The organism is Halolamina salina, from assembly GCF_054653455.1.
The window spans coordinates 23,118-48,995 of sequence record NZ_BAAIGE010000002.1 but is presented as its reverse complement, the minus strand read 5'-3'; the positions used below and the strand labels follow the sequence as shown (position 1 = coordinate 48,995).

The window sequence follows — 25,878 nt, the reverse complement described above, 5'->3', positions numbered from 1 at the left end:
CGGCCATGGTACGACAAGAACACTCATGCTCGACACACAGGCTCGGCCGCCGCCGCGGGCACCCCGAGGCGGTGGTTCCCCGTGATCCCGCTGCAGGTGCCGCCGGACCTGTTCGGTCCCGTCGGTCGGGAGGCGCTCGAGGTCCTGATCGGCTCGTGGCGCGAGGGGTTCGTGCAGGTGTCCGGCTTCGTCGGCGCGACGGTGCTACTGTTCAGCCTGGTCCAGTACCGGTTCGACGGGAAGCTGACCGAGCTGCTGCAGGAACACGAGCGCGCCCAGCCGCTGGTCGGCGGGCTGCTCGGGGTAACGCCGGGCTGTGGCGGCGCCATCATCGCGATGCCGCTGTACATCCGCGGCACCGTCAGCTTCGGCACCGTCGTCGCCGCGCTGGGCGCGACCGCGGGCGACTCGGCGTTCATCATCCTCGCGCTGGCGCCGGAGGCCGCAGTCTACGCCTACGGGCTCGCGTTCGTCGCCGCGGTCGCGTTCGGCTACTCGATCGACCTCTGGGGCCTCGGCGTCGGGCGCGTCGACCGCGCGGTCGAGCGCGTGAGCCGCCCCGTCACTGACGGTGGCTTCGCCACCAGCAGCGTCGCTGCGGGCGGCCCGAGCGTCTCGGAGTACGAGCAGCCCGACTGCGAGGGCGGCAGCGACCGACCCGGATACCTGCCCGACGCCGCGATACTCGAACGAGTCAGCCACGGCGTCCACGTCCTCTGGTGGGTGACGCTCGTGGGCGCGCTGGTCGCCGGGACGATGTACCTCGCGAAGGGCGCCGTGGAGCCAGCGTGGGAGGTCGGATTCAGCTACGACGGGCTGTTCACGGTCGCCGGCCTGCTCGGCACTACGCTCTCCTTTTACCTCTACTTCGTCGGCCGGCACTACATCGGGACCGGCGACGCCGGTCGGAACCGGGACAGCTTCGGCACGCTGTACAAGACGTTCCAGCACGCCGCGATGGAGACCGCGATGGTGACCGTCTGGGTGATCGCGGGCTACCTGCTCTACGAGTACGGGATGGCGATCTTCGCGTTCGACATCCAGTCGCTCGCGAACTCCGCGGGCGTGCTGACGCCGGTGTTCGGCGCCCTGCTGGGGCTGATCCCCGGCTGTGCGGCCCACATCGTGTTCGCCCAACTGTACGCCATCGAGGAGGCGGTGCCGTTCTCGGCGCTTTCCGCCAACGCGATCAGTCAGGACGGCGACGCGCTGTTCCCGCTGCTGGCGATCGACGCGAAGGCCGCCCTCATCGCGACGATCTACACCACGGTGCCGGCGGTGCTCGTCGGCGTCGGCCTCTATCACCTCTGGCCGTACGCGCAGTACGGCTTCGGCGTCGTTGGGTGATCGACGGCGCCGAACGCTCGTCGGTCACAGGTCGTGGTACCACGACCCTCGGAAGGGTTATCCCGTGACGGGGCATACGTTTGTTTGCAATGGCAAACGGTAAGGTTGATTTCTTCAACGACACGGGCGGCTACGGTTTCATTTCCACTGAGGACGCGGACGACGACGTTTTCTTCCACATGGAAGATGTCGGCGGCGACGACCTCGAGGAAGGGCAGGAAGTTGAATTCGACATCGAACAGGCCGACAAGGGCCCCCGCGCGACGAACCTCGTCCGCAACTAATAGCCGCCTCGGCGGCTGTACTTGCTTTTCGTACACTCAAATTCACGAGCGACAGCGTCGAGCGAACCGTCCTGCGTCGACGACAGGTGGTACTCGGGAACAGCCGAGAGAACCATTAGCGTCGGGCGGAGTCAGGCCTCGGGAGCGGGCCGGTACCGGCCGCCCTGCTGGGCGAGCCACCCGCCGACGCGCGCCGCAACTGCCGCCAGTAGCACCGAGAGCGCCACCCCGAGCACCGCGAAGACGACGCTCGTGCCGGTCGCGGCGACGAGGAACCACCACGGCCCGGTCAGTTCGGGCACCAGCAGCACCATCTCCGCGACGATCCAGAACACCGCCAGCCCGCCGACGAACCCGGTCCGGGCGCCGACGCGGTCGGCGTCGTCGGTCAGGTAGCCGGCGATCAGCCCCGCGATCACGACGGGCCAGAGCGACATCGTCGAACCGGACTGGAGGTAGGTGACGAGCGAGAACGGGATCGACGCGCCGCCGAGGAACAGCGGAACGCGCCAATCTCGGGGGACGGAGGGAACTGTGGGGGACACAGCGGGCGTTCGTGTCGGGGGAGCATAACTCTCCCGCGGCGTTTCACAGTCGGAAACGCCTCAGCAGAGGTCGACGAAGTTCTTCAGGATCGTCAGCCCGGTCTCCCCGCTCTTCTCGGGGTGGAACTGCGTGCCGAACACCGTCCCGTCGTCGTTGGCGACGATCGCGGGGAACGTCACCCCGTAGTCGGTCTCGGCGACGATCGCGTCGTCGTTCTCCGGGTCGGCGTAGTAGGAGTGGACGAAGTAGGCGTGCTCGCCGTCGACGGAGCCGCCGCGGCCGCCCTCGACGCCGGTCACGAGCGGGTGCTCGCGGGTCACGTCGAGCTCGTTCCAGCCCATGTGGGGGACTTTCTGGTCGCCGCGGAAGCGGACGTTCGTTCCCGGGACGAAGCCGAGGCCCTCGACGGCGCCCTGCCCCTCGTGGTCGGCCTCCTCGCTCTCGGAGAGCAGCATCTGCATCCCGAGACAGATGCCGAACAGCGGGCGATCGGAGGCGGCGACGTCCTCGAGCGCGTCGCGGTACGGGTCGGCGTTCTCCATCCCCTCGCGGAACGCGCCGACGCCGGGCAGCACCACCCCGTCGGCGTCGTCGAATCGCTCGGGGTCGTCCGAGATCGTCACCGACGCGCCCGCCCGCTCCAGCCCTTTCGTGACGCTGCGAAGGTTGCCGAGGCCGTAGTCGACGACGACCACGTCGGCGTGGGAGTCCATACGCGAGCCTGCGGTTCGGGCGCTCAAGTGACTTTCCGTCGCGGCGTTTGGTACGTTAGTGTGTGACACTTACACAGAATTCCTTTGCCCATCCCGGCCAAAGCACGGGTCATGACGGACCCCTTCGGTCGGGCGATCCGCGACCACCACCGCGGCGAGCGGGCCGAGCCGCTGATCGACCGCGACGGCGACGAGACCCGCGAACACACCATCGAGGAGTTCTACTTCGGCGACCACCGGCCCGACGAGTGGTTCGAGCCGCGGATCGACGGGCCGCTACTGGACATGGGCGCCGGCGCGGGCCGGGACGCGCTGTACTTCCAGGAGCGCGTCGAGACCGTCGCGATCGACCCCAGCGAGCACCTCGTCGAGACGATGCGCGACCGCGGCGTCGAGGACGCCCGCGTCGGCGACATGTTCGCGCTCCGGGAGCAGTTCGGGCGGGACCGCTTCGACGCCGCGCTGTCGATCGGTTCGCAGCTCCAGCTCGCCCCGAGCCAGCACGCGCTGCGGGCGTTCCTCGCGGATCTCGCTCACGTCACGACGACGGACGCGACGGCGATGCTCGACGGCTACAAGCCCGAGTTCGCGGTCGAGGTCGACCTGTTTGCCGTGCGCGACGACCCGGAGCCGGGGCTGGCCCACCGCGTGTTCCACAGCGAGTACGAGGGCGACGTGGGGGAGACGCTGGTGTTCCGGCTGTTCTCCATCGAGCGGCTGCGGGACGCGACCGTCGGCACCCCGTGGGACGTCGTCGACACCGCCGACGGGCATCCAGCCAGCGACGAGGAGTCGGTGATGTGGCGCGCGCTGCTGGAGAAGCCGCAGTAGTCGTCGCGGGAACGCTCGCGGCGTCAGTAGTCGCGCCGGGAACGGTCACCCGCAGCGTCAGTAATCGCCCAGCCGGGACTGCCCGTCCTCGCCGTCGGCGATGCCGGCGAGGTCGGCCGCGCGGGCGATCGCCTCCGAGAACGTGTCCCCTTGGGAGGCGTCGTACAGCGTCGCCGCCGGGTGGACCGAGATCAGGACGCGCTGTGAGCGGTCGCCGACGCGGGCGTCCTGTACGTCGCCCGCCTCCTTCGTCACCGCCACGTCGCGGTCGAGCAGGTGCTCGCTGGGGACCTTGCCGAGCGTGACCACCAGCTCCGGGTCGACGGCCTCGATCTCGCATTCGAGGTAGCTCCGGCAGTTCGACAGCTCCTCCTGGTGAGGATCGCGGTTCTCCGGCGGCCGGCAGCGCACGCAGTTGGTGATCCGGACGTCCGAGCGCGCGAGCCCGGCGTCCCGGAGCGCCTCGTCGAGCACGTCGCCCGAGCGACCGATGAACGGCTCGCCGCCCTCGTCCTCTTGCTGGCCGGGCGCCTCGCCGAGGAGGAGGAGGTCGGCGTCGGCCGGCCCGTCGCCGTTGACGATGCGACTCCGCGACTCGACGAGCGCGGGACAGCGCTCGCAGGACTCCACACAGAGACCGTCGCTCATACCGGATAGGGGACGGCGACCGGCTTGAAGGGTGGCGCTTCGTTCCGGCAACCGCGGCGGGCGCCGGAAGCCCGAAGTCGGCGCGGTCAGAGGAACGACCGTGACCCCCATCATCGACGGCCACAACGACACGCTGCTCGCGGCGACCAGCGACCGCGCGGGCGGCGCCTTCCTGGAGGAGACCGACGACGGCCACCTCGACCTCGCCCGTGCGGAGGAAGCCGGGCTCGCGGCCGGAATCTTCGCCGCGTTCGTCCCCAACGAGGGAGAGATAGACGACTGGAGCGAACTCCCGCCGGCGGTCGACCCCGAGCGCGCCCGCCGGATCGTCGACGAGCAGTTCGAAACGCTCCACGAGTGGGCGGAGGCGACCGACCGCTTCCGCGTGATCGGCGATATCGACGACCTCGACGCCTGTCTCGCCGGCAACGCGGTCGGCGGGATCCCCCACATCGAGGGCGCGGGCGCCGTCGATCCGGAGCTCGTAAATCTCGATTCGCTATACGAAACCGGGCTGCGATCGCTCGGACTCGTCTGGTCCCGGCCCAACGCCTTCGCCCACGGCGTTCCCTTCGAGCACGACGCGACCCCGGATATCGGGCCGGGGCTGACCGACGCGGGGTTCGATCTGGTCGAGGCCTGCGAGGACCGGGGGATCGTCGTCGACCTCGCCCATCTGAACGCCGCGGGCTTTTGGGACGTGGCGGAGACCGTCGACTCGCCGCTGGTGGTCTCCCACGCCGGCGCACACGGCGTCTCGCCGGCGTCGCGGAACCTCACCGACGAGCAGTTGGACGCCGTCGCCGACAGCGGCGGGATCGTCGGCTGTACGTTCGGGACTGCCCACCTCCGGCCGGACGGGGAGCGCGGGAAGGACGCCGAACTCTCGACGCTGCTGGACCACATCGAGTACTTCGCCGACCGGATGGGCGTCGAACACGTCGGGCTGGGGTCGGACTTCGACGGCGCGACGGTGCCGGAGGCCGTCGGGGACGTGACGGGACTCCGGGACGTGCTCGACGGGCTCGAAGCCCGGGGGTTCGACCGCGCGGAGCGGGAGGCGATCGCGGCCGGGAACTGGCGACGGGTGCTCGGAGAGTGGTGGGAGTGACACGACCGCTCGGGGAGAAAGTTTAAATCGGATAGCGAGGAGAAAGAACGCATGGTCGAAGCGCTGGCTGTCGCGAGCGGGAAGGGCGGGGTGGGGAAGACCACCAGCACGCTCGCGCTGGGCATGGCGCTCGCCGACGACCACGATGTGACGGTCGTCGACGCCGACACCGGGATGGCGAACCTCTGTTTCCATACCGGGCTCGCGGACGCCGACACCACGCTGCAGGACCTGCTGCTGGCCGACGCCGACGCGGCGGTCGAGGACGCGGTGTACGAGCGGTTTGGGCTCTCGCTCGTCCCCTGTGGCACCTCCCTCGCCGCGTTTCGCGACGCCGACCCGACTCGGCTCCGGGAAGTGGTCGCCGAACTGGCCACCGACACCGACGTGCTGCTGTTCGACTCCGCGGCGGCGCTTGGCTCGCAGTCGGCGGTGCTCCCGCTCGTACTGGCGGACCGTACAGTGGTCGTGCTCCAGCCGACGATCCCCTCGCTCTCGGACGGGCTGAAGGTGCAGGAGTACGCCCGCTCCTACGGCACCGAGACCGCCGGCGTGCTGTTCAACCGTGTGCAGGACGACGAGGCGATCGACCGCGTCGCCGAGCAGGCCGAGCAGTACTTCGGCGGGCCGACGTTGGCGACGATCCCCGAGAGCGACGCCGCGCGGGCGGCCCGGCGGGCGGGCGAGCCCCTGCTCGCGTACGCGCCCGACGCCGCGGCGGCGGGAGCGTACCGACGGGCGGCCGACCGCCTCGATCTGCGGGACGGCGACGAGGCGGCAGTCGCCGAACGGTTCCGCTCGGCGGTGATCCCCGAGCCCCCATGAACGGGATCGACGCCGAACTGGAGATCCCCGAGGGCCGGCTCGTCCGCTCCCGAGTCGGCGTCGCGAGCGCGCTCGAAGCCGCTCTCGCCCGGGATCTAACGGGGTACGCCCGGATCGACCCGGACTCGCTGCTGGGCGACGGCGAGCCGGGCGTCCTCACGTTCGCCGACGGCGTTCCGCGTGCCGCCTACTGCGAGCGTGGCGACAGCCACGGAAACACGCGTGCCGACAGCCGCGGGGCGGACGCCCTCGCCGCGCTGGCCGGTCCCGGCCCCTGCTCCGTCGAGCTGTACGAGCTTCCCGACGACGCGCTCGAGGAGGTCCACGACACGCCCGGTTTTACCGTGCCGCCCGGCGCGCCAGCCGAGGAGCTGGCTGACGACCCGTCGCTCGCCGGGCGGGCGCGGGAACACGCACCCGACGACGCCGGCGAAACCGGCGCGAGCGCGCTCGAGTCGTTCCTGCAGGACGAGGAGCGTATCGCCGCGATCCAGGAGGAGGCTCGTGCGGAGGCCGAGCAGCGGGCCGAGGAGTGGGGACTCGACGGGGAGTTGGAGGGGTAGCGGCGGGGTCCCTGTCGAGGGGTAAAACCGAAGTCCCTGCCCGCCGCCTGAGGAGCCATGCAGTGGCCCCGCGAGGCGGAACGGCAGCGCGTCGCCTGGTGGCTGGTCGGCCTGTTCCTGCTGCTCGTCGTCGGCCGGTTCGCGCTCCACTTCGTGGGGACGTTCGTGTTCGGCCTGTTCATCTACTACGGCGCGCGGCCGATCTGTGAACGGATCGAGGACGCCGTCGGCCACCGCGGCGCCGCGGCGACGCTGACGCTGCTGGCCATCGTCGTCCCGGGGCTGACCCTGCTCGGCTACGTCGGCCTCGTGGCGATCCGGGAGCTGACGATCGCGCTCGATCCGGGGCTGCTCGCGGCGGTGGGCGAGCGGTCGTCGACGCCCGACGCCGTCCGGCAGTTGATACGCGACCCGGTGGGCTACCTCACCCGGCTCGACAACTTCGGCGCCATCCGGGATCAGTTGACCGCCGGCCTCCGGCAGCTGGGTGTCTTCACCAACGGGCTGGTCCACCTCACGCTCGCGCTCTCGATGAGCTTCTTCCTCCTGCGGGACGGCGACCGGGTCGACGAGTGGTTCCGCGAGGAGATCGGCGGCGACGGGAGCGTCCCGCACGCCTACGTCTCGGCGGTCGACGCGGACCTGCAGACGGTGTACTTCGGCAACGTGATCACCGTCTCGCTGGTGACGGTGCTGGCGGTCGTCGTCTATAACGGCTACAATGCGGTCGTCCCGTCGGCAGTCGCGATCCCGTTCCCGACGCTGTTGGCGCTACTGACCGGCGTCGCGACGTTCGTCCCGCTGGTCGTCGGCAAGCTCGTCTACGTCCCGGTGACGGGGTATCTGGTCTGGCTAGCCTCCCAGGACGGCGCCGGCCTGCTCTGGGCGCCGCTGTCCTTCCTCGTCGTGGCGTTCGTCTTCCTCGACCTGCTGCCGCAGGCGGTGCTCCGGCCGATCATCTCCGGGCGCTCGCTCCACACGGGGCTGGTGCTGTTCGCGTACGTGCTCGGCGCGGCGTACTTCGGCTGGTACGGCCTCTTTCTCGGGCCGCTGCTGGTCGTGCTCGCGGTGCAGTTCCTCAACGTCGTCGTCCCGGAGCTGATCCACGGCGAGCCGCTCTCGCCGGCGCCCTCGGCGGCGCTCGGGCTGGGCCACGATCCGGAGGACGCCGACGACGTGGACGCTGTCGGAGACGAGTCAGCGGGGGACGAAGAGGCGGAGTGAGCCGCGGGGAGCCGGACAGGCCGGCCGGGGACCGAACGAGTTCAGGCGCGGGTCGGCTCGTGGTCGTGACCGACGAGGAACGCGACGGCGTTCAGCGCCAGCAGCGCACAGAACATCAGCGGCCGGTCCCACACCGCGCCCGTCGCCACGAGCGGGAGGTAGACCAGCGGGAGTGCGACTGCCGACCAGAACGCCGCGGTGCGAACGGGGACGAGCAGCGACGCCACGGCCGACAGCGCCGACCGCGGGAGTTTGTCGCCGGCGATCTGCGCCGGCGTGGAGGGTTCGGAGGTGGACATGGTGACTCTACTCCACCCAAGGATCGGGGACCACGTATAAGGGTGCGTTCGTACCCGACGGTTCGTCACGTTTCACGCCGAGAACGGGTGGGCGGGCGACGTTTTACGAGCCGTTTAGATAGCTTTAGACTGTTTATAAATTCCTCTAACCCACTAACCCCGGTCGGCGTCGAATCGGCCGGGGACACCTCGTTTTCGGTCCGAGAGGGGGGTCGACGCGTGGGAGTGGCACTCCCGGCCGTCGCCCGCGGCGGTCGGACGAGCCGGCAGCCCGGGCGGTCCACCCTGAGGCTTTTGCGCGCTGGGCGCGATCCGATGGCCATGGCCACCGAACTCCCGGACGCCGAGTACCGCTCCCGACTCCGCGAGATACGGGGGAAGCTCGCGAACACCGACGCCGACGCCGCCGTCTGGTTCGCCGCGACGAGCATCCACTACGTCTCCGGGTTCGAGCACGTCCAGACCGAGCGCCCGGTCTGTCTGGCGGTCACCGACGAGCGCATCGAGATCGTCGTGCCGCGGCTGGAGGTCGAGCGCGTCGAAGAAGTCGACCGGATCGACGCCGTGCATCACTACTTCGACTACCCGCAGGGGCGACCGATCGAGACGGTCGCGGAGATGCTCGACGGACTCGGTGCCGACAAGGTCGCCGCCGACAGCGACGGCGCGCCGGGCGTGATGGGGTACGAGGGCCCCGCGCTCTCGGAGTTCGTCGACGTGGAGACCCAGTCGTGGGTGTCCCGGATGCGCTGGGAGAAGACCGACGCCGAGATCGACCTGATCCGGGAGTCGGCGAAGTGGGGGAACCTCGCCCACCGCTACCTCGCGGAGTACACCGAGCCCGGCGCCCACCCCGCGACCGTCTCCCAGCGGGCGTCGATGGAGGCCTCGCGGGCGATGCTCGACACGCTGGGCGACCAGTTCGTCGAGAACGTCCGCGGCGACGGCCCGGCCCACGCGGGCTACATCTCCGCCCACGAGACCGCGCTCCCGCACGGGCACACCCCCAACCAATGGCTGGAGCGCGGCGACGTGTTGATCACCGGGGCGGGCGCGAACGTCGACGGCTACCGCTCCGAACTGGAGCGGACGATGTTCGTCGGCGAGGTGAGTAGCGAACAGGAGCACTACTTCGACCTGATGCTCGAAGCGCAGGACATCGCGATCGACGCGCTGGGACCGGGCGTCCCGCTCTCGTACGTCGACGAGCAGGTGTGGGAGTTCTACGAGGAGCAGGGGATCACCGACCTCGCCCAGCACCACGTCGGCCACAACATCGGCCTCGGCGGGCACGAGCCGCCGTACATCGATCAAGGCTGGGGCGGATACGATCAGGTCGACGACACCGACACCGAGATGCAGCCGGGACAGGTGTACACGATCGAGCCGGGGATCTACACCGACGGCGAGGGGTATCGTCACTCCGACACCATCGCGATCACCGAGGACGGGATCGAGTGGCTGACGTACTACCCGCGGGATCTGGACTCGAACGTTATTACGGAGTAATCGGCGTCATCGTTTTGGTGGAAGCGGGGGTGTTTGCTTCGGTATTTTGACCGCGAACAGCAACAGCACCTCGTTCGTAGCACACTTGTGACCGCACCGCTCCGCACAGTCCTCACACCTCCCCAGCCGACTCCTTCGTTTACTGCGTTCACTCAGTCGTCCCTCGCGCGCTCGTTCGCGCACGGAGCCGCTCACGTCGCGCGCCGACAGCCACCGCGGTGCGGTGGCGGTGGACGCCTCGCGCCGGCGACCTGTCGCCGGCGCGGGGGGAGGGGTGGGGGCTCGGTGCTGCGCCGGACCTCGTGTCCGGCGCACTGCGGTCGCAAGTGGTCTAGCGTCGAGATGCTGTTGCTGTCGCGGTGGTCGACGGATCGACGAACGCAATTACCGCGTCTACCGTCGAAGCGAGAACCCCGAATCCGCTCCCTCTCACGTCGCCAAAAGGACCCGAAAATTTCCCGATCCGAGTTAGCAGCGTCCCCAGTATCGGTGCCCTTGCCCGGTATCGAACGCACTAAGGCGGAAACGGACGATCACCGAGTAATGAGTCTCACGCTCGGCGACGCCACCGCGGCCCCCGGCGAGACCGCCACCGGGCGGCTGCGGGTCGGCGAACGCCGCGACGGGAGCCCCGTCTCCCTGCCGGTCTGTGTGGTCAACGGTGCCGACGACGGCGACACGCTGTACCTACAGGCGGTGTCCGACGGCGACGAACTCAACGGCCTCGGCGTCCTGACCCGCGTCGTCCCGCGGCTCGACCCCGCCGAACTCTCGGGCGCGGTGCTGATCGTCGGGATCGTCAACAGCCACGCCTTCGAGGTCGCCGAGCATCGCAACCCCATCGACGACACGAAGATGAACCGGGCCTACCCCGGCGACGAGGAGGGGACCAGTTCGGAGCGCATCGCGGCGGCGACGTTCGACGCCGCCAGCCGTGCGGACTACGTGCTCGACCTCCACCAGGGCTCGACCTCGCGGATGCTCAACGAGGCTCGGGTGCGGTGTGGCCGCCACCACCGGCTCCACACCGACTGCCTCGAACTCGCAAAGGCGTTCGGGACGGGCCACGTGCTCGACCAGAAGGGACCCGACGGCCAGCTCGCCCGCGCGGCGCCGGACGAGGGGATCCCAACGATCGACCCCGAGCTCGGCGGCTGCGTGGGCTGGGACGAGGAGAGCATCCAGTACGGCGTCGAAGGGGTGTTCAACGTCCTCCGGCACTACGGCTTCCTCGACGGCGAGGCGCCGATGGACCGCCAGACGCGCGCCGCGGGGTTCGACCAGTACCGCACCCCGTCGGGCGGGCTGATCCGCTTCCGCGCCGAGTTGGGCGAGGAGATCCACCCCGGCGACACGCTGTTCGACGTGATCGACCCGTTCGGCCAGCTTACGAGCCGCGTCACCGCCGATAGCGAGGGGATCTTCTGGCGCTCCCGCCGGCTGCCCCAGGTCGCGACCGGCGAGTACGTCTGCTCTGTCGCGACGGGGATCGACTCGTACTGAGCGATGACGGATCCCACCCCCCTCGTCTGCCCCGACTGCGGCGCCGAGTACGCCGACCGCTGGCGCTGTACGTGCGGCCACCCGCTTGAGTTCGCCCGCCAGCCACGCCCCGACGGTCCCGCGCCCGACCCCGCGGCGTTCGACACGCGCGACGGGCTGTGGGCGTTCTCCGACCTCCTGCCCGTCGAGCAGCGCGTCAGCCTCGGCGAGGGGATGACCCCCCTGCAGTCGGCGCCAGACTGGGACGCCGAGTTCAAGCTGGAGTACGTGTTCCCCACCGGCTCGTTCAAGGACCGCGGCGCGACGGCGACGCTCTCGCGGGCGCTCGAACTCGGCGTCGATCGCGTCGTCGAGGACTCCTCGGGCAACGCCGGCGCGGCGATCGCCACCTACGCCGCCCGGGGGGGGATCGACGCCGAGATCTACGTCCCCGCGTCGGTGAAAGCGAGCAAGCTCCGGGCCATCGAGGCCGCCGGCGCGACGCCCGTCCGCGTCGAGGGGAGCCGGCAGGACGTGACCGACGCCTGCGTGGCGGAGGCTGTGAGCGAGGATTCGGACGCTTGGTACGCCTCTCACGCGTGGAACCCCGCCTTCTTCGCCGGCACGGCGACGTTCGCCTACGAGACGGCGCTCCAACGGGACTGGGACGCCCCCGACGCGGTGGTCACGCCGCTGGGTCACGGCACGCTGTTCCTCGGCGCCTACCGTGGCTTCCGCACACTGGAAGAAGCTGGCTGGATCCACGAGGTGCCCCGAATGTACGGGGCACAGGCCGCGGGCTACGCGCCGATCGCCGCCGAACTTCACGGCGACGCGGCGGGCTCGAACGACGTTGCCGACGGCATCCAGATTCGCGATCCCGTTCAGAAGGACGCGATCCTCGACGCGATCGAGGAGACGGGCGGCGACGCGATCGCGATGGGGGAGCGGCCGGTCGATCGCGAACTGGAGCGGCTCCACGAGGCGGGGTTCTACACCGAGCCGACGTGTGCGGCCGCGCCCGCGGCGCTCGCGAAACTGCGCGAGCGCGGGGAGATCGCGGAATCCGAGGACGTGGTGGTGCCGCTGACCGGGAGCGGGCTGAAGTCGTAGCCCGGCCCGCGCCGAACCGCTTTTGCCGCCGCCGGGAGAGGTCCGGACGATGGTCGCCGTCGACGCGAACTACTGTCCGACCTGCGGCGCCGCCCTCCGTTCCCGAGCGTTCGAGGGGCGCGAGCGCCGCTTCTGTCCCGACTGTGAGCAGTTCGTCTGGCGCAACCCCGTCCCGACCGCCGGCGTCGGCGTCCGCGACGGGGACGAACTCCTGTTGGTCCGGCGTGCCGGCGGGCCGAGCGAGGGGTTCTGGACGCTGCCCGGCGGCTACCTCGAAGCCGACGAGCCGGCGCCGGCGGCGGCGGTCCGCGAACTCCGGGAGGAGGCAGGCGTCGACGCCGACCCCGACGGGCTTCGACTGCTCGGCACGCACCTCCGCGAGCAGACCGGCGGGGCGTCCTTCCGGGAGCAGCACGTCTTCCTCGTTCGCTACGTCGTCGACCGCGCCCACGTCGAGGGCGAGCCGTCGGCGGGCAGCGACGCCGACGATGCGCGGTTCTTCGAGCGGGGCGGGCTCCCCGAGCCGATGCGCGAGCACAACCGTCGGTTCGCCGAGCGGGCGCTGGCGCGGGAGGAGCCGGGACGATGACCGAGTATCCGCCCGAGTTCTGCCCGTACTGCGGAAGCGAACTCGACGCCAGCGGCGCGCCGCGCTACCGCTGTCCCGGCTGTGAACGCTCGGTGTACCACAGTCCGAGTATCGCGGCGTCCGTCGCCGTCGTGGACGAGACGACGGGGGAGCTGTTGCTCGGCGAACGCGGGACGCCGCCGAGCCAAGGCCGGCTCACGATGCCGGCCGGCCACGTGGATCTCTGGGAGGAGCCAGCGACGGCCGCCGCCCGCGAACTGGAAGAGGAGACCGGCCTCGCGGTCGACCCCGAGGCGCTAATCCTGCTCGGCGTCCGGGATCTCGACGCCGAAGTGGACGAGACGGGGATCACCGAGGAGAAGCAGGTGATCTGTGCTGACTACGCGGTTTCGTTCGCACGAACGAGTGGCGAGCCGGCGGCCGCCGACGACTTGGACACGGTCCAGTGGGTCGCTCCGGCGGAGTTCGAGACGCTCCCGTGGGCCTACACCGGGGACCCGGCGGTCTGCCGGGCGGCGATCGATCAGGTGTAAGCGAGCACGCCCTCGCCGAACAGCCCGATTCCGGCGACGACGAGCACGATCGCGATGCCGCGGTAGAGCCACACCTTCCAGCCGGCCGGCTCGACCTCGTGGGCGGGAGTCGTGCTCCCGATAGCGTCCAGCTGTTCGCTGAACCGTGCCAGCGGACGGGCGAAGTAGTACAGCACGGCGCCGGCAGCGACGACGAGGGGACCGTAGAGCAGCAGGTCCTGTGACACGGCACCGCGTTCTCGACGGAGGTAGATCAACCCCGGGGACCGAACCGTTTTCCCCGCGCCCACGAACCACCGTCCGTGATCGCCGTCGACGCCGACTACTGTCCGCTCTGTGGCACCCCAGTCGAACACCGCGAGATCGACGGCCGCGAGCGCGCCTACTGCCCGGACTGTGAGCGCGTGCTCTGGCGGACGGCCGTCCCGGGCGTCGCCGTCGCGGTGGTCGACGGCGAGCGCGTCTGCTGCATCCGCCGCGGACAGCCGCCCGCCGAAGGTGCGTGGGCGCTGCCCGGCGGCCACCCCGAACACGACGAACCGCTGGCCGAGGGGGCCGCGCGGGAACTGGCGGAGGAGACCGGGCTGGCGGTCGACCCGGACGATCTGGAGCCGGTCCGGACCCGGCTCTCGACCGGGCCGGAGCGCAACCACGCGTCGGTCCACTTCGCTGTGAGCCGGGACGCGACGACCGGCGAGCCGGTCGCCGGCGACGACGCCGCGGCGGTGGCGTTTCTCACCCCCGCGACGTACGAGGAACGCGAGTCGCTGGCCCACGACCGGGAGACCGTCGAGGCAGCGCTCTCGCGGTTCTGAACTAAGGAACCGTCACCGCGCGGAGCCGGTACGCCGTCCCCTCGTGTTCGTAGACGAGCACCACTCGCTCGCCGCCGACGAGCCCGCTCGGCCCGGTCTGTTCGACGACGATCCGCTCGCCGATCTCGAACGTCGACGACGAGCGAGACAGCGTGAGGTTCTCCCGACCGGCGACGCGCTCGCCGTCGACGACGACGTAAACGCTGTCGGCGGGGATCGCGTCACCGCCGGTGTGGGTGAACGTCACCGTCGCCGCCGTCTCGTTGGGGCCTGCGGTCCGGGGCTGCTCGATCTCGAGGCTGACCTGCGCCGGGTCCGTGAGCACGCCCGCAAACGGCGTCGTGACCGCGGCCGCGACGCCCGCCACCGCGAGCAGCGAGAGGACGAGAAGCACGACGGGGACGGACGGGCTGCGGGCCATTCGGTCATCGTTCGTCGCGGCGGGGCAACAACGTTACGGGCGTGTTCACGCAGATCACACGACGGGGCCTACCGCTCGGGGTGTGTCGGCGCGTCGAACCCGCCGCGAACGAGCGGTTTCGCGACGTGCCGGCGGGCACACGGCGGCACCTCGTACCAGCCGCGTTCCAACTCTCGGTCGACCGCGACCTCGACCCTCCCGGGCGCGCTCGTCCCGCAGTCCCGACAGCGGTAGCCCTGGTCTCGCCCCGCCGACTCCATCGTGTTCCCGCAGTCCGGGCAGATCGGGGTGGTGAGTTCCGTCCGGTTCAGCGCGCGGACGGCGAACTTCTCCAGTTTGAGCGTCCCGGCGCTCACCTCCCCGCAGACGGTGAGTTCGTCGCCCGGGCGCAGCGCGCGCACGCGGTCGCGGAAGCGCTTGGTCGGCTCGAAGGCCGCGGCCGCGATGGAGTCCCCCGATTCCCCGCGAATCGGCACGAACACGTGGCCGCCCTCTCGCGTTTCCGGCTCCCCCGCGACGACGCAGTCGACGCGGTAGGCGCGGCCGTCTTCGAGGTCCGCGAGGTCGTCGACAGCGGCGTCGCGGAGGTGGGCGTCAGTGCCCTGATTCGTCCGGAACAGCGCGGTCCGTTCGACCGGTTCCGAGTCGATTCTCGCAGCCATCCCGCGGAGCGCGTCGGGGTCGTCGCCGCGGAGGCCGTAGAGGATCGGCCCGGGCGCGCTGGGGACGCAGACCGCCTCCCCCTCGCCGCGGTCGACGGTGTCCCACGCGTCGGGGTAGGCGTCGTCGGCCGCGGCGAACAGCGTCTCCTCGTCGACCTCGCGCGGCGTACCACAGCGCTCGAACTCCCGGTAGGCGATCAGTTCGTACGTCCACTCGGAGAAGGCGCCGGCGGCGCCGACCGCCGCGAGCGCGCCGATCCGGCCGTGGCCGCCCGCCCACCCCTCGGTGTGGAAGCCGGCGTCGTCGGCGAGCGCGAGCGCGTCGTCGAGGTCGTGCATCTCGCGGACGGCGTCGCGGGCGAACTGCCTCACGGCGTCGGGAACCTCGTCGGCCTCGCAGTCGGCGACGACGAGTCCGGGCGAGGTCCGTGGGTCGTCAGTCTCGGCCAGCGGTTCGAGTTCGTCGCGGGCGATGTCTGCGGCGCGGTCGGCGTCGAGATCGGTGTGGATCGCGAGCGCGGCGTTCCCCCGCGTTTTGCGTTCGACCGCGGGATTGAGCCGGATCAGCAGTCGCTCGTCGACGTGCCCCCCCGCCGCCGCGATCCGCTCGGCGATCCGGGCCGCGAGGTAGGTCGTGCACATCCCCCGCCGTCGGGAGTCGGTGTCGTCGACGCCGATGACCGTCACGGGGGGAGGGAGGCGGTCGGCGGGCAAGGGGGTTTCGCGTCGGGCGGAACGTGACGGCCGTGGAGGGGGTTCTGCACAACGCATTTATACGACGAATCGTCTAAATACGTCTATGAGCCGTACAGCGCTTATCGAGAACGTCACGGCGATGCTGCAGGACGCCGGGTTCCTCGTCAGCGAGCGCTGTGCGATCCGGCCCAAGAGCTTCGACGTCGCGGCCCGCCGCGGCGAGGAGCTCGTGCTGCTGAAAGTGCTCGGCAACGTGGACGCGTTCGACGCCGCCACCGGGCGGGAGATGCGCCGCCTCGGGGAGTATCTCTCGGCGACGCCGATGGTCGTGGGGATGCGCACCCGCGACGAAGAGCTGAAGCCCGAGGTGGTGTACTTCCGCCACGGCGTGCCCGCGATCCACCCCGACACCGCGTTCGACCTGTTCGTCGAGGACGTCCCGCCGCTGATCTACGCGGCCCCCGGTGGGCTGTACGTCAACATCGACGGCGACCTGCTCTCGGAGAGCCGTCAGGAGCAGGACTGGAGCCTCGGAAAGCTGGCCTCCGAACTCGGCGTCTCCCGGCGCACCGTCTCGAAGTACGAGGACGGAATGAACGCCTCCATCGACGTGGCGGTGAAGCTGGAGGAGCTGTTCGACCGCCCCTTTACGGCGCCGATGAACGTGATGGAGGGCGCCGAGGAGGTCCGCGACGCCGAACCCACGCCCGACCCGCCGGAAGCGGACCCCGACGACGAGCACGTCGTGGGCGTGCTGACGCGGGCGGGCTTCACCGTCCACCCGACCACGCGGGCGCCGTTCAACAGCGTGAGCGAGGACGAGGAACGCCGCGGCCGCGACGGCGCGAAGCTGCTGACCGGCCACTCGGAGTTCACCCCCAGCGCCGAGAAGCGCGCGCGGATCATGTCCTCGCTCGGGCAGGTCACCAAGACGCGCTCGGTGTACTTCGTCGAGGACGAGGCCAGCCGGGAGTCCATCAAGGGCACCGCGCTGGTGTCGTGTGACGAACTCGCCGAGACGGACGACCCCGAGGCGGTTCGGGACCTGATCCGCGAGCGCGCCGCGGAGCCGGGCGAAGCCTGATTCTTTGGAGGAGTAGCGGTTTCTCGCGTGTTTTGCTTCGCCGATTACCGGAACAGCGGCCGCGACAGCAGTTCGATCGTTGGCCACTTGCGACCGCAGGGTGCCGGGCACGAGGCCCATCATCAGAAATCGGAGATTTCTGATTGGCAGACGAGAGCCTGCGGCTCTCGTCGACGGCACAGCACCGAGTCCCCACCCCTCCCCCCGCGAGCGCCGACCGCTGGCGCTCGCGAGGCGTCCACCGCACCACGACCGCAGTCGTAACCGAGCCGTCGCTACCCGGCCGATTCGCGGAAAACGAAGTCGAAATACGGGCGCTTACGCCGCGCTGCCGTACGTCTCTTCGAGGTACTCGACGATGTCGTCGCTCTCGGGCATCCCCTCGACGCCGTGCTCCTCGTCGACGAGGACGGGCACGCCGGTCTGGCCCGAGACCTCCTGCACTTCGTCGCGCTTGTCGTGGCTGGAGGGGACCATCACCGAGTCGTACTCCAGTCCGAGCTCGTTCAGCTTGTCGATCACTTTCGCACAGTACGGGCAGCCCTCGAGTTCGTAGAGCGTGATGTTCGCCATCGCCCGTGAGTAGGGGACCGCGACCCAAAAGGGACGCGGCGGCGGCGAGCGAGCCGGCGACCTCAGACGGCCTGCTCCCGTAGCGAGCGGGCAGCGTCGGCGATCCGGTCGCGTTCGCGGACGGCCTCGGAGAGTCCCCAGCCGAACAGGATCAGCACCGCGCCGACGACGCCGGTGAACTCCCAGGAGTCGAGCCAGACCGGCTGGAACCACGGCGCCAGCCGCCCCCAGAGTCCCGCGAACTCGGTGACCGGTCCCTCGACGATCGTCCCCTGTGCGTTCGCCGCGAGCCACGAGGAGAACGTCGCCGACAGCCCGCCGGCGGAGCCGTAGATCGCCTTGTGGCCGCTCACGCCCTGATCGCGCATCGTCGGGCCGTTGGACTCGTCGCCGGTGCCGACGCGCTCGGCGTCGTAGGGACCCCACGTGGCGAAGTACTCCCAGACGATCTCACCTTGGGGGGTGACCTCGATCACGCGGTGGTTCATCGAGTCGACGATCAGCGTGTTGCCGTTGGGGAGCCGGTCGGCGTCCCGCGGCCAGGAGAGCGACGCCGACGAGCCGGCGCTCCAGACGTGCTCCCACTCGCCCTGATCGTTCTTGGTGTACTCGATCACGCGGTCGTTCTCGCTGTCGGCGACGAGGATCGTCGGGTCGCCGTCCTCCGTCGTCAGCCAGTCGGGATTGTGCTGCTCGTACAGCGTCGAGTGGTCGCCGTCCTCCCCGAGGCGTTCGGTGATCTCCTTGGACTCGATGTTCACCGCGATCACCTGATCGAAGTTCCGCGGCGAGAGCAGCAGTTCCGAACCGTTGCGGATCACCTCCACGTCGTTGACGTGGGTCCAGTCCTCCGCGAAGCCGCCGTCCGTGCTGTTGGGGTAGTGGTTGCGGAACGTCCACTCCCAGTCGACCTCGCCGTCGACGCGGTCGTACAGCACCGCACGATCGTCCGAGCACTCGCAGGACTCGTTCCAGTTTCGCATGTTGGCGATCGCGAGGTGGGTGTCGTTGTACACGTCGATGTCGTGGGTGTCGTGGTAGGGCAGCGTCTCCTCCCAGACGCGCTCCTTGGTCTCGGGGTCGAGCTCGTAGACGTTCGTCCCGTCGGGGTTGGTCGAAACCACGAGGAGGTTCCCGTTCTCCATCGGGTCCACGTCGTAGAACCAGCGCGCGCCGATCATGTCCTCGTACACCCACTCGGTGGTGCCGTTGCCGCTGGTCGACACGACCCGGGCGGGCTTCTTGGCGTTGCCCTCGCCCTGGAAGTGGTAGCCCTGAATCCCGATCACGGTGGAGTCGTTCGCCGGCTGTTCCATCGTGCCGGCTTCGAGTTCGCTCACGGAGCCGGCGGGTTCCTCACCGCCGACGCCGAGGGCGGCGCCCGCGGCGGGCGCGAGCAGCGAGAGGACCAACAGGAGCGCCACCCCGCGAACGAGCCAGAGTCGGGGTGGGAGACTGCGTTGCATACTCGCGCAAACGTTGGCGCGTGGGAAGGTGTTGCGATCCGGCGCGGGCTACATCACGCCGCTGGTCCGCACCGCGAAGTAGACCACGAACGCGCCCGCGAGCAGCCACTGCCCGGCGTGGATCTCCTTCCGCTCGCCCGCGGCGAGCTTCACGATCGGGTAGGAGACGATCCCCGCGGCGATCCCGTAGGCGATCGAGAACGTGAACGGCATCACCATGATCGTCATCCCGGCCGGGATCGCGTAGGTGAGGTCGTCCCACGCGATCTCGACGGCGTTGCCCAGCATCACGACGCCGATGACCACCAGCGCGATGTGGGAGGCGTACTCCGGAATCCCCGCCGCGATCGGGACGAACGCCAGCGAGAGCAGGAACAGGGCGGCGACGGTCAGCGCCGTCAGGCCGGTGCGGCCGCCCTCCTCGACGCCGGAGGCGGACTCGATGTACGTCGTCACCGTCGAAGTCCCGAGCATCCCGCCGACGGTGGTGCCGATCGCGTCGGCCATCAGCGGCTTGTCGATGTCGGGGAGGTTCCCCTCCTCGTCGAGGAAGCCCGCGGACTGGCCGACGCCGACCAGCGTCCCCGCGGTGTCGAAGAAGTCGACGAAGAAGAACGTGAACACGATCAGCGCGAACGTGAACGCGTCGACGTTCGCGAAGCCGGAGAGGAAGGCGCCCACGAGCGGCCGGATGTCGTACGCCGCGAGGCTGTACGTCGTCGTCGAGCCGGTGAGGAAGATGTCCGTCGCGATCGAGGCGCCGGTCACGTTCTCGGGGTTGTAGGCGGTGTAGCCCAACGCCGCGGCGACGTAGCCGGCGGCGGTGGTGCCGAGGATGCCGATCACGATCGACCCCCGGACCCCGCGGGCGTACAGCCCGAACGTGAACAGCAGCCCGGCGACCGAGATCAGCGCCACCGGGTCCTTCGCGAACACCGGCGAGAGCGTCAGGAACGTCGCCGGATCGCCCGCCACGACCCGCATCGACTCGAAGCCGATCAGCGCGAGGAACAGTCCGATCCCCGACCCCACCGCGAGCTTCACCGGCTCGGGGAACAGCCTGATCACGTACTCCCGCGCGCCGACGGCGGTGAGCGCGATGAAGATCACCCCCTCGACGACGACCGCGGCGAGGGCGGTCTGCCAGGGGACGCCCATGCCGAGGACGACCGTGAACGCGAAGAAGGCGTTCAGTCCCAGCCCGGGGGCCTGCGCGAACGGCCGGTTGGCGTACAGCGCCATCACAAGCGTCGCCGTCGCCGCCGACAGCAGCGTGACGACGGCGATCATCGCCCGCATCCGCCCGTCGCCGATCCCCTCGATGGTGATCGCGTTCGCGAGCACCGCGGGGTTGACGACCACGATGTAGCTCATGGTCAAGAACGTGGTCAACCCGGCCAAGAGTTCGGTCCTGACGGTGGTGTCGTGGCTGTCCAGGTCGAAGTAGTCGGCCAGCGTCTCTGTGAGACCCATCCGTATGGGTGCACATCGAGCCGGTGTCCTACTTGAGGCTTTCCCTACGGTATACACAAACGCGCTCAAACGTGACGTTCGGGTGGCGTATTCGCGGGGCTATCCGGGAAGAGTACACACGAACGTGGATAGTCAGCGGGTGACGGGCGTCGTCAGCGGTCGTCGAACGTCGTCAGTGCGCCCACGGGCGCGTCGGTGATCTCGCGGGCGCGCTCCATCCCCTCGTCGCCGACCGCGATCAGGGTGAACACGCCGCCGACCGTCGCGTCGGCCTGCTCGACGATGTCGAGCAGTAGCTCCTGTGTCTCCCCCGAGCGGATCAGGTCGTCGACGACGAGCACGGTGTCGCCGGCGGAAATGGCGTCGGCGGGGAGGTAGTAGGTGAGTTCGATCCCCGAGGCCAGCCGCTGGCGGGACTCCACGAACTCCTCGACGGCGGTCTCCTTGCGCTTCTTGGCGTAGACGATGTCGGCGTCGAAGTAGGAGGCCATCGCGGCGCCCAGCGTGATCCCGTCGGTCGCGGCGGTCAGTACCACGTCCGGGCGGTCGAACGCGAACGACTCGGCGGCGACGGGCGCGACGAGGTCGAGGAACGACTGGTCGAACACGGCCGCGCTGTTGTCGACGTACCCCTCGTCGTCGACGCTGATCCGGGACTCGAGCTCCTCGGCCAGCGCCTCGCGGCCGACGCTCTCGACGGTCTCGCGGGCGCGCTCGATGCCGGGCAGGACGTGCCCGTTGACGTAGCGGTTCAAGTCGCCCGCCGGGAGGCCGGTGAGCTCAGCAAGCTCGTCGTACGTTCGGCTGCGCTTCAGCGTCCGCAGAACGGCGACGGCCCGTAGCTGCAGGGCCGCCTTCTCTGCACGGTTCATGGACACCCTCACGGTTGCACAACCATGAACACGTCGAAGGCCGCGCGTGCGGAAAGCGGAAACAGCGGCGTGTCCAGCGGTCGCCGGCCGCCTACCGTTCGTCCAGCAGTTCGGAGGCGGTCACGAGCGCCTCCATCTCCACGCCGTGATCAGCGAGGTTCTCGCGGCCGCCCTCCTCGCGGTCGACGACCAGCAGCGCGCGGTTCACCTCGGCGCCGGCCTCGCGCAGGGCCTCGACGGCGTCGACGGCGGACTGGCCGGTGGTCGCGATGTCCTCGACGACGACGACCTCCTCGCCTTCCGCGAGTCGGCCCTCGATCCGGTTGCCAGTGCCGTACTCCTTCTGCTCCTTGCGCGCGATGACGTAGGGGACGTCGGCGGTGATGCTCGTCGCCGCAGCGAGGGGAACGCCACCCAGCGCGACGCCGCCGAGTTTCTCGCCGTCGAGCCGTTCGGCGAACGCTTCGGCGATCAGGCGGAGACAGCGCGGGTCGGTCTCGAACAGGTACTTGTCGACGTAGTAGTCGCTGGTGCCGCCGTGGGAGAGTTCGAACTCGCCGAACTGGACCGCGTCGGCGTCCCGGAGCGCCTCGATGAGGTCGTCGGTCATGGGCGTGGGTGGGCGCGGGGTCGGCAAAAACTGGTCGGTGCGGCGCTCACCACGGCTCGTCTTTCACGCCGAGCCAGTAGGCGATCCCGTTTGTGCCCAGATGCAGCAGCGGCGTGACGACGACGACGACGGCGACGCGGGCGAGCGAGAACGTCGAGGTGGTCCAGTCGGGCGCGAACAGTAGCGCGAGCAGGAGCGCGCCGACGACGAAGTCGAGTTGGTCGAGTCCCGGGAACGCCGCGCCGCGCTCGCGGCCGCTGCGGCGTTTGACGAACGAGGCGCCGATATCGCCCAGCATCGCGCCGAGGGCGAGTCCGAGCGCCGCGTTGATCGGGAAGCCCGGGAGCGTGATCCCCAGCGCGTCCCCGACCGCGGGCGCGGCGGCGTCGAGCGCGAGCGCGAGCGCGACGCCGACGGCGGTGCCGACCGCGGTGCCGCGCCAGGTCTTCCCGTCGCCGAGCAGGCGGGCGCCGCCGAGGGTCCGGCCGCCGTCGATCGGTCGGCCGCCGCCCGCGAGCACGGCCGCGTTGTTCGGGACGTACGCCGGGAGCATCGCCCAGAGCGCGCCGGCGATCAGTTCGAGCATGGGCGGATCGACGGCGGGGGAGGCCGTAAGTCCGGTGGGTCAGCCCGGCACGGTAAGGCGGGCTGGACGTGGGTCTACTCGGCACGGTGAGGCGGGCTGGACGTTGGTCAGTCCAGCATGGTGAACGAGGTGAACCGATGCAACACGGCGAGGAACGCCGGCGGAGGAGTGGTGAGCCGCCGCGAACCTGCGCCAGGCCTAAATACGGGGCTTTTTCAGGCCGAAGGACCTCGTTCGAGCTATGCAGGGTAGTCTGCCGCCCGAGGCACAAGAGAAGATCGAGGAGCTACAGGACCTTCAGGAGACCACCGAGCAGCTCGCGGCCCAGAAGACGCAGGCCGAGACCTCGCTCAACGAGGCCCAGACCGCGCTGGAGGCGCTCGACGACATCGACGAGGACACGACGATGTACCGAGAGATCGGCGAGCTCCTCGTCCACACCGACTACGAGAGCGCCAAGGACGACCTCGAGGAGAAGGTCGACAGCCTCGAAGTGCGCGTCGACCAGCTCGAGAAGCGCGAGCAGAAGACCCAGGAGCAGTTCGAGGAGCTTCAGGAAGAGCTCCAGCAGCTCCTGCAGGGCGGCGACGGCGGCCCGATGGGTCCCGGCGGCCCCGGCGCCGGCGCGTAGATGAGCGAGGCGGACCCGACCGACGAGGAGGTCGTCGAAACCGCCAGCGCGGCCGCAGAGGGCGTCGTGCTGGACCGCTACAAGCAGTCCGAGCTGACCGACCTCGACGTGACGGTCACGTTCGAGGACGGCGTGCTCGACGTGGACGTGTACGTTAATCCGCCCGAGGACGCCGAGCCCGACGCCGAGACGGTCGCCGACGAGGCGGCGCTCGCGGCGCAGGACGCGGTCGACGAGCTTTTCGACTGACGGGGGATCTCCCCCCGCGACGCTCACTGTCCACCAGCGCCCCGCTCGGGGTGAGCGCTTTCTACGTGACTCGTGACGGGTAGGTGCAGTAGCGCGAAGACGGTCGTCCGATCACTGCTTCGAACGGATTCGGACCACCACGACGGCGGGAGTCGGTCGGTAGCGGCGAGACGCGGGCGCGGAGTCGGGAGTTGCCGGCGGCCGACCGTGGAACCGCGCTACGCCACGAAGAACAGCAGGACGCTGATCGCGACCACCGCGAGGATGACCGCGACCGCGAACGCCCCGCCCAGCGAGACCACCGCGTTGGCGTGGGACGCCAGCGTCTCGGTGCGGTCGTTGCCGAACACCGTCACCTCCTCGCGTTCGGTCGCCATCCCCGCCTCGACGGGCTCGATGTCCGCGCGGGCGGCCTCGACGAGGTCGGACACGACCTCGATGAACGCGCTGTGGTCGATCTCGGCGCCGACCTGATTGTCGGCCTCGACGGTGTTGACGATGTGGGTGTCGGTGGTCATCACCTCCGCGGCGTCGACGGTCTCCAGCAGTTCGTCGACGGTTCGGTCCCGGAGCCACGGCTCCATGTTGTTGCCGTCGACGAGCACGTACGCCGTCTCCTGCCCGTCGACTGCCGTCACCGCGACCCGGATGCCAAGCGGGCCGATCCCCTCCTGTGGCTCCCAGTCGGTCTCGTCCCACGCCGTCCCCAGCGAGAGCGACGCCTCGGGCGCGTCGCCGAGCCGGGCGCCCGCCTGCTCGGCGGCGTTGATCATGTCGAACGAGCGGGGGCTGCCGGGGGTGACGTGGCCCAGATCCGGGCCGTCCAGCCCGTTGTTGCAGTTGTGGGCGTCGACGAGCAACACGTCGTCGAGGCCGTTGGTCCGGGCGCCCTCCCTCGCGGTGAGGCCGACGCCGTACTCCACGTCGTCGGCGAAGTCGGGGGAGAACGTGTTCACGAGCAGGCCGTCGCCGCCGAACGCCTGTCCGAGCAGCTTGGCGTCGCCGGCGACGGTGCGGGCGCTCCGGGTGGCCTCGTCGTCGTACTCGATGCGGCGGTGGGCGCGGTCGGCGGCGTCGATCAGCCGGTCGACCTCGCGCTCGGTGACGAGGTTGAAGTCGTGGCCGGCGGTGGCGTGTGGCGGGAACGCCAGCCCCTCGGCGGTCTCGGCGACGCGCTCGGGGAGGTTCCCGCCGCCGATCTCGCCCATCGGCCCGGGGTGGATCATCGGCAGCACGAACCGCGCCTTCTCCGTGCCGTCGGGGCGGCGGAACGCGAGCACCGTAACCGGGACGATCGCCTCCTCCCCGAGCTGTTCGAAGAAGTCCTCCAGCTCCCGGGTGCCCTCGGCGACGTGGCCGATGAACCCCCGGAGGAAGTCGAGCATCGAGACGCCCATCGAGCGCCGCCACGGCTGGTCGACCGCGACGAGGAACACCCAGACTGCGACGGCGTAGATCACACAGAGCACGTTCAGCAGGAGGAACTGCTGGGGCGAGAGCGTCGTCAGCACGCCCGGCGCCTCGGCGGACTCGTGGAGGAACGGCGTGAGGAACGCCTCCATTGCCGAGCCGCCGTCGGCCAGATACCGGATCGTGCCGCTGTAGACGAACAGCAGCGCGGCCGCGGCCACGGTCTGGATGCTGGCGGGGAGCACCGCCACCGGTAGCGAGGTGCGCGACACCGCCATCACCACCAGCAGGCGGAGCGCGAACACCGACGCCAGCGCGAACATCAGCGCGTCGAAGACGAACGTCTGGTCGAGTTCGGGCACGAGATACGCGGCCAGAGCAGCGGCGCTCACCACCGCGACGATCAGGAGCTCACAGATCAGCGCGAGCAGCGACGCGCGGTTGTACGTCAGGCGCCCGCCCGTGTAGCGGTCGACCCAGGGCGTGACGAAGCCGGCGACGACCGTCGGGACGCCGATGAAGAAGATCCCCTCCCACGCGTCCTGCCCGACGAAGAGGATGCCGCGGAACACCGCGTCGGCCTCGCCGCTGTCGAAGGCGCCGATACCCGCGACGGCGGCCACCAGTAGGGCGAAAGCGAGACTGGTGTACCAGTTCGGGGCCCGGAAGATGAACCGCGAGAGCCCCGCGAGGTTGCTCTGGGACGCCGTCAT

General features: G+C 70.0%; 30 protein-coding genes. 16 read left to right on the top strand and 14 right to left on the bottom strand.

The window, feature by feature from the left end:
* Nucleotides 1–81 precede the first annotated feature (81 nt).
* Both ACYQZ5_RS00595 and ACYQZ5_RS00590 read left to right on the top strand, forming a co-directional pair.
* Nucleotides 82–1,347: a putative manganese transporter gene (locus tag ACYQZ5_RS00595; RefSeq protein WP_459844771.1), complete on the top strand. Its 1,266-nt coding sequence runs from the start codon at nucleotides 82–84 to the stop codon at nucleotides 1,345–1,347.
* A gap of 89 nt (nucleotides 1,348–1,436) precedes the next feature.
* Nucleotides 1,437–1,631 carry a cold-shock protein gene (locus tag ACYQZ5_RS00590; protein ID WP_053949249.1) on the top strand — a complete coding sequence of 65 codons (195 nt, stop codon included), beginning with the start codon at nucleotides 1,437–1,439 and terminating at the stop codon, nucleotides 1,629–1,631.
* A 131-nt stretch (nucleotides 1,632–1,762) separates the two neighbouring features.
* Here ACYQZ5_RS00590 and ACYQZ5_RS00585 read toward each other — a convergent pair whose 3' ends face one another.
* Together ACYQZ5_RS00585 and hisH are read right to left on the bottom strand one after the other, a co-directional pair.
* Nucleotides 1,763–2,176 (bottom strand): DUF5518 domain-containing protein, encoded by a 414-nt coding sequence (locus ACYQZ5_RS00585; RefSeq protein WP_379731671.1) that lies wholly within the window; start codon nucleotides 2,174–2,176, stop codon nucleotides 1,763–1,765.
* A gap of 60 nt (nucleotides 2,177–2,236) precedes the next feature.
* Nucleotides 2,237–2,890, bottom strand: a complete 654-nt coding sequence (gene hisH, locus ACYQZ5_RS00580) for an imidazole glycerol phosphate synthase subunit HisH (protein WP_379731672.1) — start codon at nucleotides 2,888–2,890, stop codon at nucleotides 2,237–2,239.
* Nucleotides 2,891–3,001: 111 nt separating this feature from the next.
* Between hisH and ACYQZ5_RS00575 the strand changes: the two genes are divergently transcribed.
* Nucleotides 3,002–3,721: a class I SAM-dependent methyltransferase gene (locus tag ACYQZ5_RS00575; protein WP_459844768.1), complete on the top strand. Its 720-nt coding sequence runs from the start codon at nucleotides 3,002–3,004 to the stop codon at nucleotides 3,719–3,721.
* 57 nt (nucleotides 3,722–3,778) lie between these two features.
* Here ACYQZ5_RS00575 and ACYQZ5_RS00570 read toward each other — a convergent pair whose 3' ends face one another.
* Nucleotides 3,779–4,369, bottom strand: coding sequence for a uracil-DNA glycosylase (locus ACYQZ5_RS00570; RefSeq protein WP_379731674.1), 591 nt, complete (start codon nucleotides 4,367–4,369; stop codon nucleotides 3,779–3,781).
* 100 nt (nucleotides 4,370–4,469) lie between these two features.
* Here ACYQZ5_RS00570 and ACYQZ5_RS00565 point away from each other — a divergent pair, with 100 nt between their 5' ends.
* The 4 genes from ACYQZ5_RS00565 to ACYQZ5_RS00550 are packed head-to-tail and all read left to right on the top strand — an operon-like array spanning nucleotide 4,470 to nucleotide 8,092.
* Nucleotides 4,470–5,480 carry a dipeptidase gene (locus ACYQZ5_RS00565; RefSeq protein ID WP_379731675.1) on the top strand — a complete coding sequence of 337 codons (1,011 nt, stop codon included), beginning with the start codon at nucleotides 4,470–4,472 and terminating at the stop codon, nucleotides 5,478–5,480.
* Nucleotides 5,481–5,531: 51 nt separating this feature from the next.
* Nucleotides 5,532–6,305 (top strand): nucleotide-binding protein, encoded by a 774-nt coding sequence (locus tag ACYQZ5_RS00560; RefSeq protein WP_459844765.1) that lies wholly within the window; start codon nucleotides 5,532–5,534, stop codon nucleotides 6,303–6,305.
* Entirely contained in the window at nucleotides 6,302–6,868 is a 567-nt protein-coding gene (locus tag ACYQZ5_RS00555) for a DUF8054 family protein (protein ID WP_459844763.1), read from the top strand. The genes ACYQZ5_RS00560 and ACYQZ5_RS00555 overlap by 4 nt, the downstream gene beginning before the upstream one ends.
* A gap of 57 nt (nucleotides 6,869–6,925) precedes the next feature.
* The gene (locus ACYQZ5_RS00550) at nucleotides 6,926–8,092 is read left to right on the top strand and encodes an AI-2E family transporter (RefSeq protein ID WP_379732196.1); all 1,167 of its coding nucleotides are present in this window, start codon (nucleotides 6,926–6,928) and stop codon (nucleotides 8,090–8,092) included.
* 41 nt (nucleotides 8,093–8,133) lie between these two features.
* On the opposite strand, the gene ACYQZ5_RS00545 is transcribed toward ACYQZ5_RS00550, so the two are convergent.
* A complete protein-coding gene (locus ACYQZ5_RS00545) occupies nucleotides 8,134–8,391 on the bottom strand; it encodes a DUF8028 family protein (protein ID WP_379732198.1) in 258 nt (85 codons plus the stop codon).
* A gap of 321 nt (nucleotides 8,392–8,712) precedes the next feature.
* Between ACYQZ5_RS00545 and ACYQZ5_RS00540 the strand changes: the two genes are divergently transcribed.
* From ACYQZ5_RS00540 to ACYQZ5_RS00520, 5 genes are all read left to right on the top strand, one after another.
* A complete protein-coding gene (locus ACYQZ5_RS00540; protein WP_379732199.1) occupies nucleotides 8,713–9,900 on the top strand; it encodes a M24 family metallopeptidase in 1,188 nt (395 codons plus the stop codon).
* Between the two features lie 543 nt (nucleotides 9,901–10,443).
* Nucleotides 10,444–11,403, top strand: coding sequence for a succinylglutamate desuccinylase/aspartoacylase family protein (locus ACYQZ5_RS00535; protein ID WP_379732419.1), 960 nt, complete (start codon nucleotides 10,444–10,446; stop codon nucleotides 11,401–11,403).
* Nucleotides 11,404–11,406: 3 nt separating this feature from the next.
* On the top strand, nucleotides 11,407–12,495 hold the full coding sequence (locus tag ACYQZ5_RS00530) for a pyridoxal-phosphate dependent enzyme (RefSeq protein WP_379817725.1): 1,089 nt from the start codon (nucleotides 11,407–11,409) through the stop codon (nucleotides 12,493–12,495).
* 49 nt (nucleotides 12,496–12,544) lie between these two features.
* The gene (locus ACYQZ5_RS00525; protein ID WP_459844760.1) at nucleotides 12,545–13,084 is read left to right on the top strand and encodes an NUDIX domain-containing protein; all 540 of its coding nucleotides are present in this window, start codon (nucleotides 12,545–12,547) and stop codon (nucleotides 13,082–13,084) included.
* Nucleotides 13,081–13,617, top strand: a complete 537-nt coding sequence (locus ACYQZ5_RS00520; RefSeq protein ID WP_379732907.1) for an NUDIX domain-containing protein — start codon at nucleotides 13,081–13,083, stop codon at nucleotides 13,615–13,617. Before ACYQZ5_RS00525 ends, ACYQZ5_RS00520 begins: the two co-directional genes overlap by 4 nt.
* Here ACYQZ5_RS00520 and ACYQZ5_RS00515 read toward each other — a convergent pair.
* Nucleotides 13,608–13,844 carry a DUF6199 family natural product biosynthesis protein gene (locus ACYQZ5_RS00515; RefSeq protein WP_379732905.1) on the bottom strand — a complete coding sequence of 79 codons (237 nt, stop codon included), beginning with the start codon at nucleotides 13,842–13,844 and terminating at the stop codon, nucleotides 13,608–13,610. The genes ACYQZ5_RS00520 and ACYQZ5_RS00515 overlap by 10 nt on opposite strands.
* A gap of 75 nt (nucleotides 13,845–13,919) precedes the next feature.
* Between ACYQZ5_RS00515 and ACYQZ5_RS00510 the strand changes: the two genes are divergently transcribed.
* On the top strand, nucleotides 13,920–14,432 hold the full coding sequence (locus ACYQZ5_RS00510; protein WP_379817727.1) for an NUDIX domain-containing protein: 513 nt from the start codon (nucleotides 13,920–13,922) through the stop codon (nucleotides 14,430–14,432).
* A 1-nt stretch (nucleotide 14,433) separates the two neighbouring features.
* On the opposite strand, the gene ACYQZ5_RS00505 is transcribed toward ACYQZ5_RS00510, so the two are convergent.
* Together ACYQZ5_RS00505 and ACYQZ5_RS00500 are read right to left on the bottom strand one after the other, a co-directional pair.
* A complete protein-coding gene (locus ACYQZ5_RS00505) occupies nucleotides 14,434–14,853 on the bottom strand; it encodes a type IV pilin domain-containing protein (protein WP_379732860.1) in 420 nt (139 codons plus the stop codon).
* A 68-nt stretch (nucleotides 14,854–14,921) separates the two neighbouring features.
* Entirely contained in the window at nucleotides 14,922–16,202 is a 1,281-nt protein-coding gene (locus ACYQZ5_RS00500; RefSeq protein ID WP_379817729.1) for a TiaS agmantine-binding domain-containing protein, read from the bottom strand.
* A gap of 112 nt (nucleotides 16,203–16,314) precedes the next feature.
* Between ACYQZ5_RS00500 and ACYQZ5_RS00495 the strand changes: the two genes are divergently transcribed.
* Nucleotides 16,315–17,295, top strand: a complete 981-nt coding sequence (locus tag ACYQZ5_RS00495; protein WP_379731343.1) for a transcriptional regulator — start codon at nucleotides 16,315–16,317, stop codon at nucleotides 17,293–17,295.
* A gap of 318 nt (nucleotides 17,296–17,613) precedes the next feature.
* On the opposite strand, the gene ACYQZ5_RS00490 is transcribed toward ACYQZ5_RS00495, so the two are convergent.
* The 6 genes from ACYQZ5_RS00490 to ACYQZ5_RS00465 form a co-directional block, all read right to left on the bottom strand.
* On the bottom strand, nucleotides 17,614–17,868 hold the full coding sequence (locus ACYQZ5_RS00490) for a glutaredoxin family protein (protein WP_379731342.1): 255 nt from the start codon (nucleotides 17,866–17,868) through the stop codon (nucleotides 17,614–17,616).
* Nucleotides 17,869–17,930: 62 nt separating this feature from the next.
* Nucleotides 17,931–19,334, bottom strand: coding sequence for an aryl-sulfate sulfotransferase (locus tag ACYQZ5_RS00485; RefSeq protein WP_379731341.1), 1,404 nt, complete (start codon nucleotides 19,332–19,334; stop codon nucleotides 17,931–17,933).
* Between the two features lie 48 nt (nucleotides 19,335–19,382).
* Nucleotides 19,383–20,807, bottom strand: coding sequence for an NCS2 family permease (locus ACYQZ5_RS00480; protein ID WP_379731340.1), 1,425 nt, complete (start codon nucleotides 20,805–20,807; stop codon nucleotides 19,383–19,385).
* Between the two features lie 152 nt (nucleotides 20,808–20,959).
* Nucleotides 20,960–21,679: a phosphoribosyltransferase family protein gene (locus ACYQZ5_RS00475; protein WP_379731339.1), complete on the bottom strand. Its 720-nt coding sequence runs from the start codon at nucleotides 21,677–21,679 to the stop codon at nucleotides 20,960–20,962.
* A gap of 91 nt (nucleotides 21,680–21,770) precedes the next feature.
* A complete protein-coding gene (gene pyrE / locus ACYQZ5_RS00470) occupies nucleotides 21,771–22,289 on the bottom strand; it encodes an orotate phosphoribosyltransferase (RefSeq protein ID WP_379731338.1) in 519 nt (172 codons plus the stop codon).
* A gap of 46 nt (nucleotides 22,290–22,335) precedes the next feature.
* Entirely contained in the window at nucleotides 22,336–22,875 is a 540-nt protein-coding gene (locus tag ACYQZ5_RS00465) for a CDP-2,3-bis-(O-geranylgeranyl)-sn-glycerol synthase (RefSeq protein ID WP_459844755.1), read from the bottom strand.
* Nucleotides 22,876–23,116: 241 nt separating this feature from the next.
* Here ACYQZ5_RS00465 and ACYQZ5_RS00460 point away from each other — a divergent pair, with 241 nt between their 5' ends.
* Nucleotides 23,117–23,506 carry a prefoldin subunit beta gene (locus ACYQZ5_RS00460; RefSeq protein WP_379731819.1) on the top strand — a complete coding sequence of 130 codons (390 nt, stop codon included), beginning with the start codon at nucleotides 23,117–23,119 and terminating at the stop codon, nucleotides 23,504–23,506.
* On the top strand, nucleotides 23,507–23,755 hold the full coding sequence (locus tag ACYQZ5_RS00455; RefSeq protein WP_379731818.1) for a DUF3194 domain-containing protein: 249 nt from the start codon (nucleotides 23,507–23,509) through the stop codon (nucleotides 23,753–23,755).
* A 218-nt stretch (nucleotides 23,756–23,973) separates the two neighbouring features.
* Here ACYQZ5_RS00455 and ACYQZ5_RS00450 read toward each other — a convergent pair whose 3' ends face one another.
* A complete protein-coding gene (locus ACYQZ5_RS00450; RefSeq protein WP_379731817.1) occupies nucleotides 23,974–25,878 on the bottom strand; it encodes a DUF2070 family protein in 1,905 nt (634 codons plus the stop codon).

Coding starts and splice junctions, on each gene's coding strand:
- ACYQZ5_RS00505 (WP_379732860.1), bottom strand. CDS start 14,853: ATGGCCCGCAGCCCGTCCGTCCCCGTCGTGCTTCTCGTCCTCTCGCTG.
- ACYQZ5_RS00460 (WP_379731819.1), top strand. CDS start 23,117: ATGCAGGGTAGTCTGCCGCCCGAGGCACAAGAGAAGATCGAGGAGCTA.
- ACYQZ5_RS00535 (WP_379732419.1), top strand. CDS start 10,444: ATGAGTCTCACGCTCGGCGACGCCACCGCGGCCCCCGGCGAGACCGCC.
- ACYQZ5_RS00540 (WP_379732199.1), top strand. CDS start 8,713: ATGGCCACCGAACTCCCGGACGCCGAGTACCGCTCCCGACTCCGCGAG.
- ACYQZ5_RS00545 (WP_379732198.1), bottom strand. CDS start 8,391: ATGTCCACCTCCGAACCCTCCACGCCGGCGCAGATCGCCGGCGACAAA.
- ACYQZ5_RS00550 (WP_379732196.1), top strand. CDS start 6,926: ATGCAGTGGCCCCGCGAGGCGGAACGGCAGCGCGTCGCCTGGTGGCTG.
- ACYQZ5_RS00495 (WP_379731343.1), top strand. CDS start 16,315: ATGAGCCGTACAGCGCTTATCGAGAACGTCACGGCGATGCTGCAGGAC.
- ACYQZ5_RS00490 (WP_379731342.1), bottom strand. CDS start 17,868: ATGGCGAACATCACGCTCTACGAACTCGAGGGCTGCCCGTACTGTGCG.
- ACYQZ5_RS00530 (WP_379817725.1), top strand. CDS start 11,407: ATGACGGATCCCACCCCCCTCGTCTGCCCCGACTGCGGCGCCGAGTAC.
- ACYQZ5_RS00570 (WP_379731674.1), bottom strand. CDS start 4,369: ATGAGCGACGGTCTCTGTGTGGAGTCCTGCGAGCGCTGTCCCGCGCTC.
- ACYQZ5_RS00480 (WP_379731340.1), bottom strand. CDS start 20,807: ATGGGTCTCACAGAGACGCTGGCCGACTACTTCGACCTGGACAGCCAC.
- ACYQZ5_RS00450 (WP_379731817.1), bottom strand. CDS start 25,878: ATGACGGCGTCCCAGAGCAACCTCGCGGGGCTCTCGCGGTTCATCTTC.
- ACYQZ5_RS00485 (WP_379731341.1), bottom strand. CDS start 19,334: ATGCAACGCAGTCTCCCACCCCGACTCTGGCTCGTTCGCGGGGTGGCG.
- ACYQZ5_RS00465 (WP_459844755.1), bottom strand. CDS start 22,875: ATGCTCGAACTGATCGCCGGCGCGCTCTGGGCGATGCTCCCGGCGTAC.
- ACYQZ5_RS00455 (WP_379731818.1), top strand. CDS start 23,507: ATGAGCGAGGCGGACCCGACCGACGAGGAGGTCGTCGAAACCGCCAGC.
- ACYQZ5_RS00560 (WP_459844765.1), top strand. CDS start 5,532: ATGGTCGAAGCGCTGGCTGTCGCGAGCGGGAAGGGCGGGGTGGGGAAG.
- ACYQZ5_RS00525 (WP_459844760.1), top strand. CDS start 12,545: ATGGTCGCCGTCGACGCGAACTACTGTCCGACCTGCGGCGCCGCCCTC.
- ACYQZ5_RS00590 (WP_053949249.1), top strand. CDS start 1,437: ATGGCAAACGGTAAGGTTGATTTCTTCAACGACACGGGCGGCTACGGT.
- ACYQZ5_RS00520 (WP_379732907.1), top strand. CDS start 13,081: ATGACCGAGTATCCGCCCGAGTTCTGCCCGTACTGCGGAAGCGAACTC.
- ACYQZ5_RS00475 (WP_379731339.1), bottom strand. CDS start 21,679: ATGAACCGTGCAGAGAAGGCGGCCCTGCAGCTACGGGCCGTCGCCGTT.
- pyrE (WP_379731338.1), bottom strand. CDS start 22,289: ATGACCGACGACCTCATCGAGGCGCTCCGGGACGCCGACGCGGTCCAG.
- ACYQZ5_RS00575 (WP_459844768.1), top strand. CDS start 3,002: ATGACGGACCCCTTCGGTCGGGCGATCCGCGACCACCACCGCGGCGAG.
- ACYQZ5_RS00555 (WP_459844763.1), top strand. CDS start 6,302: ATGAACGGGATCGACGCCGAACTGGAGATCCCCGAGGGCCGGCTCGTC.
- hisH (WP_379731672.1), bottom strand. CDS start 2,890: ATGGACTCCCACGCCGACGTGGTCGTCGTCGACTACGGCCTCGGCAAC.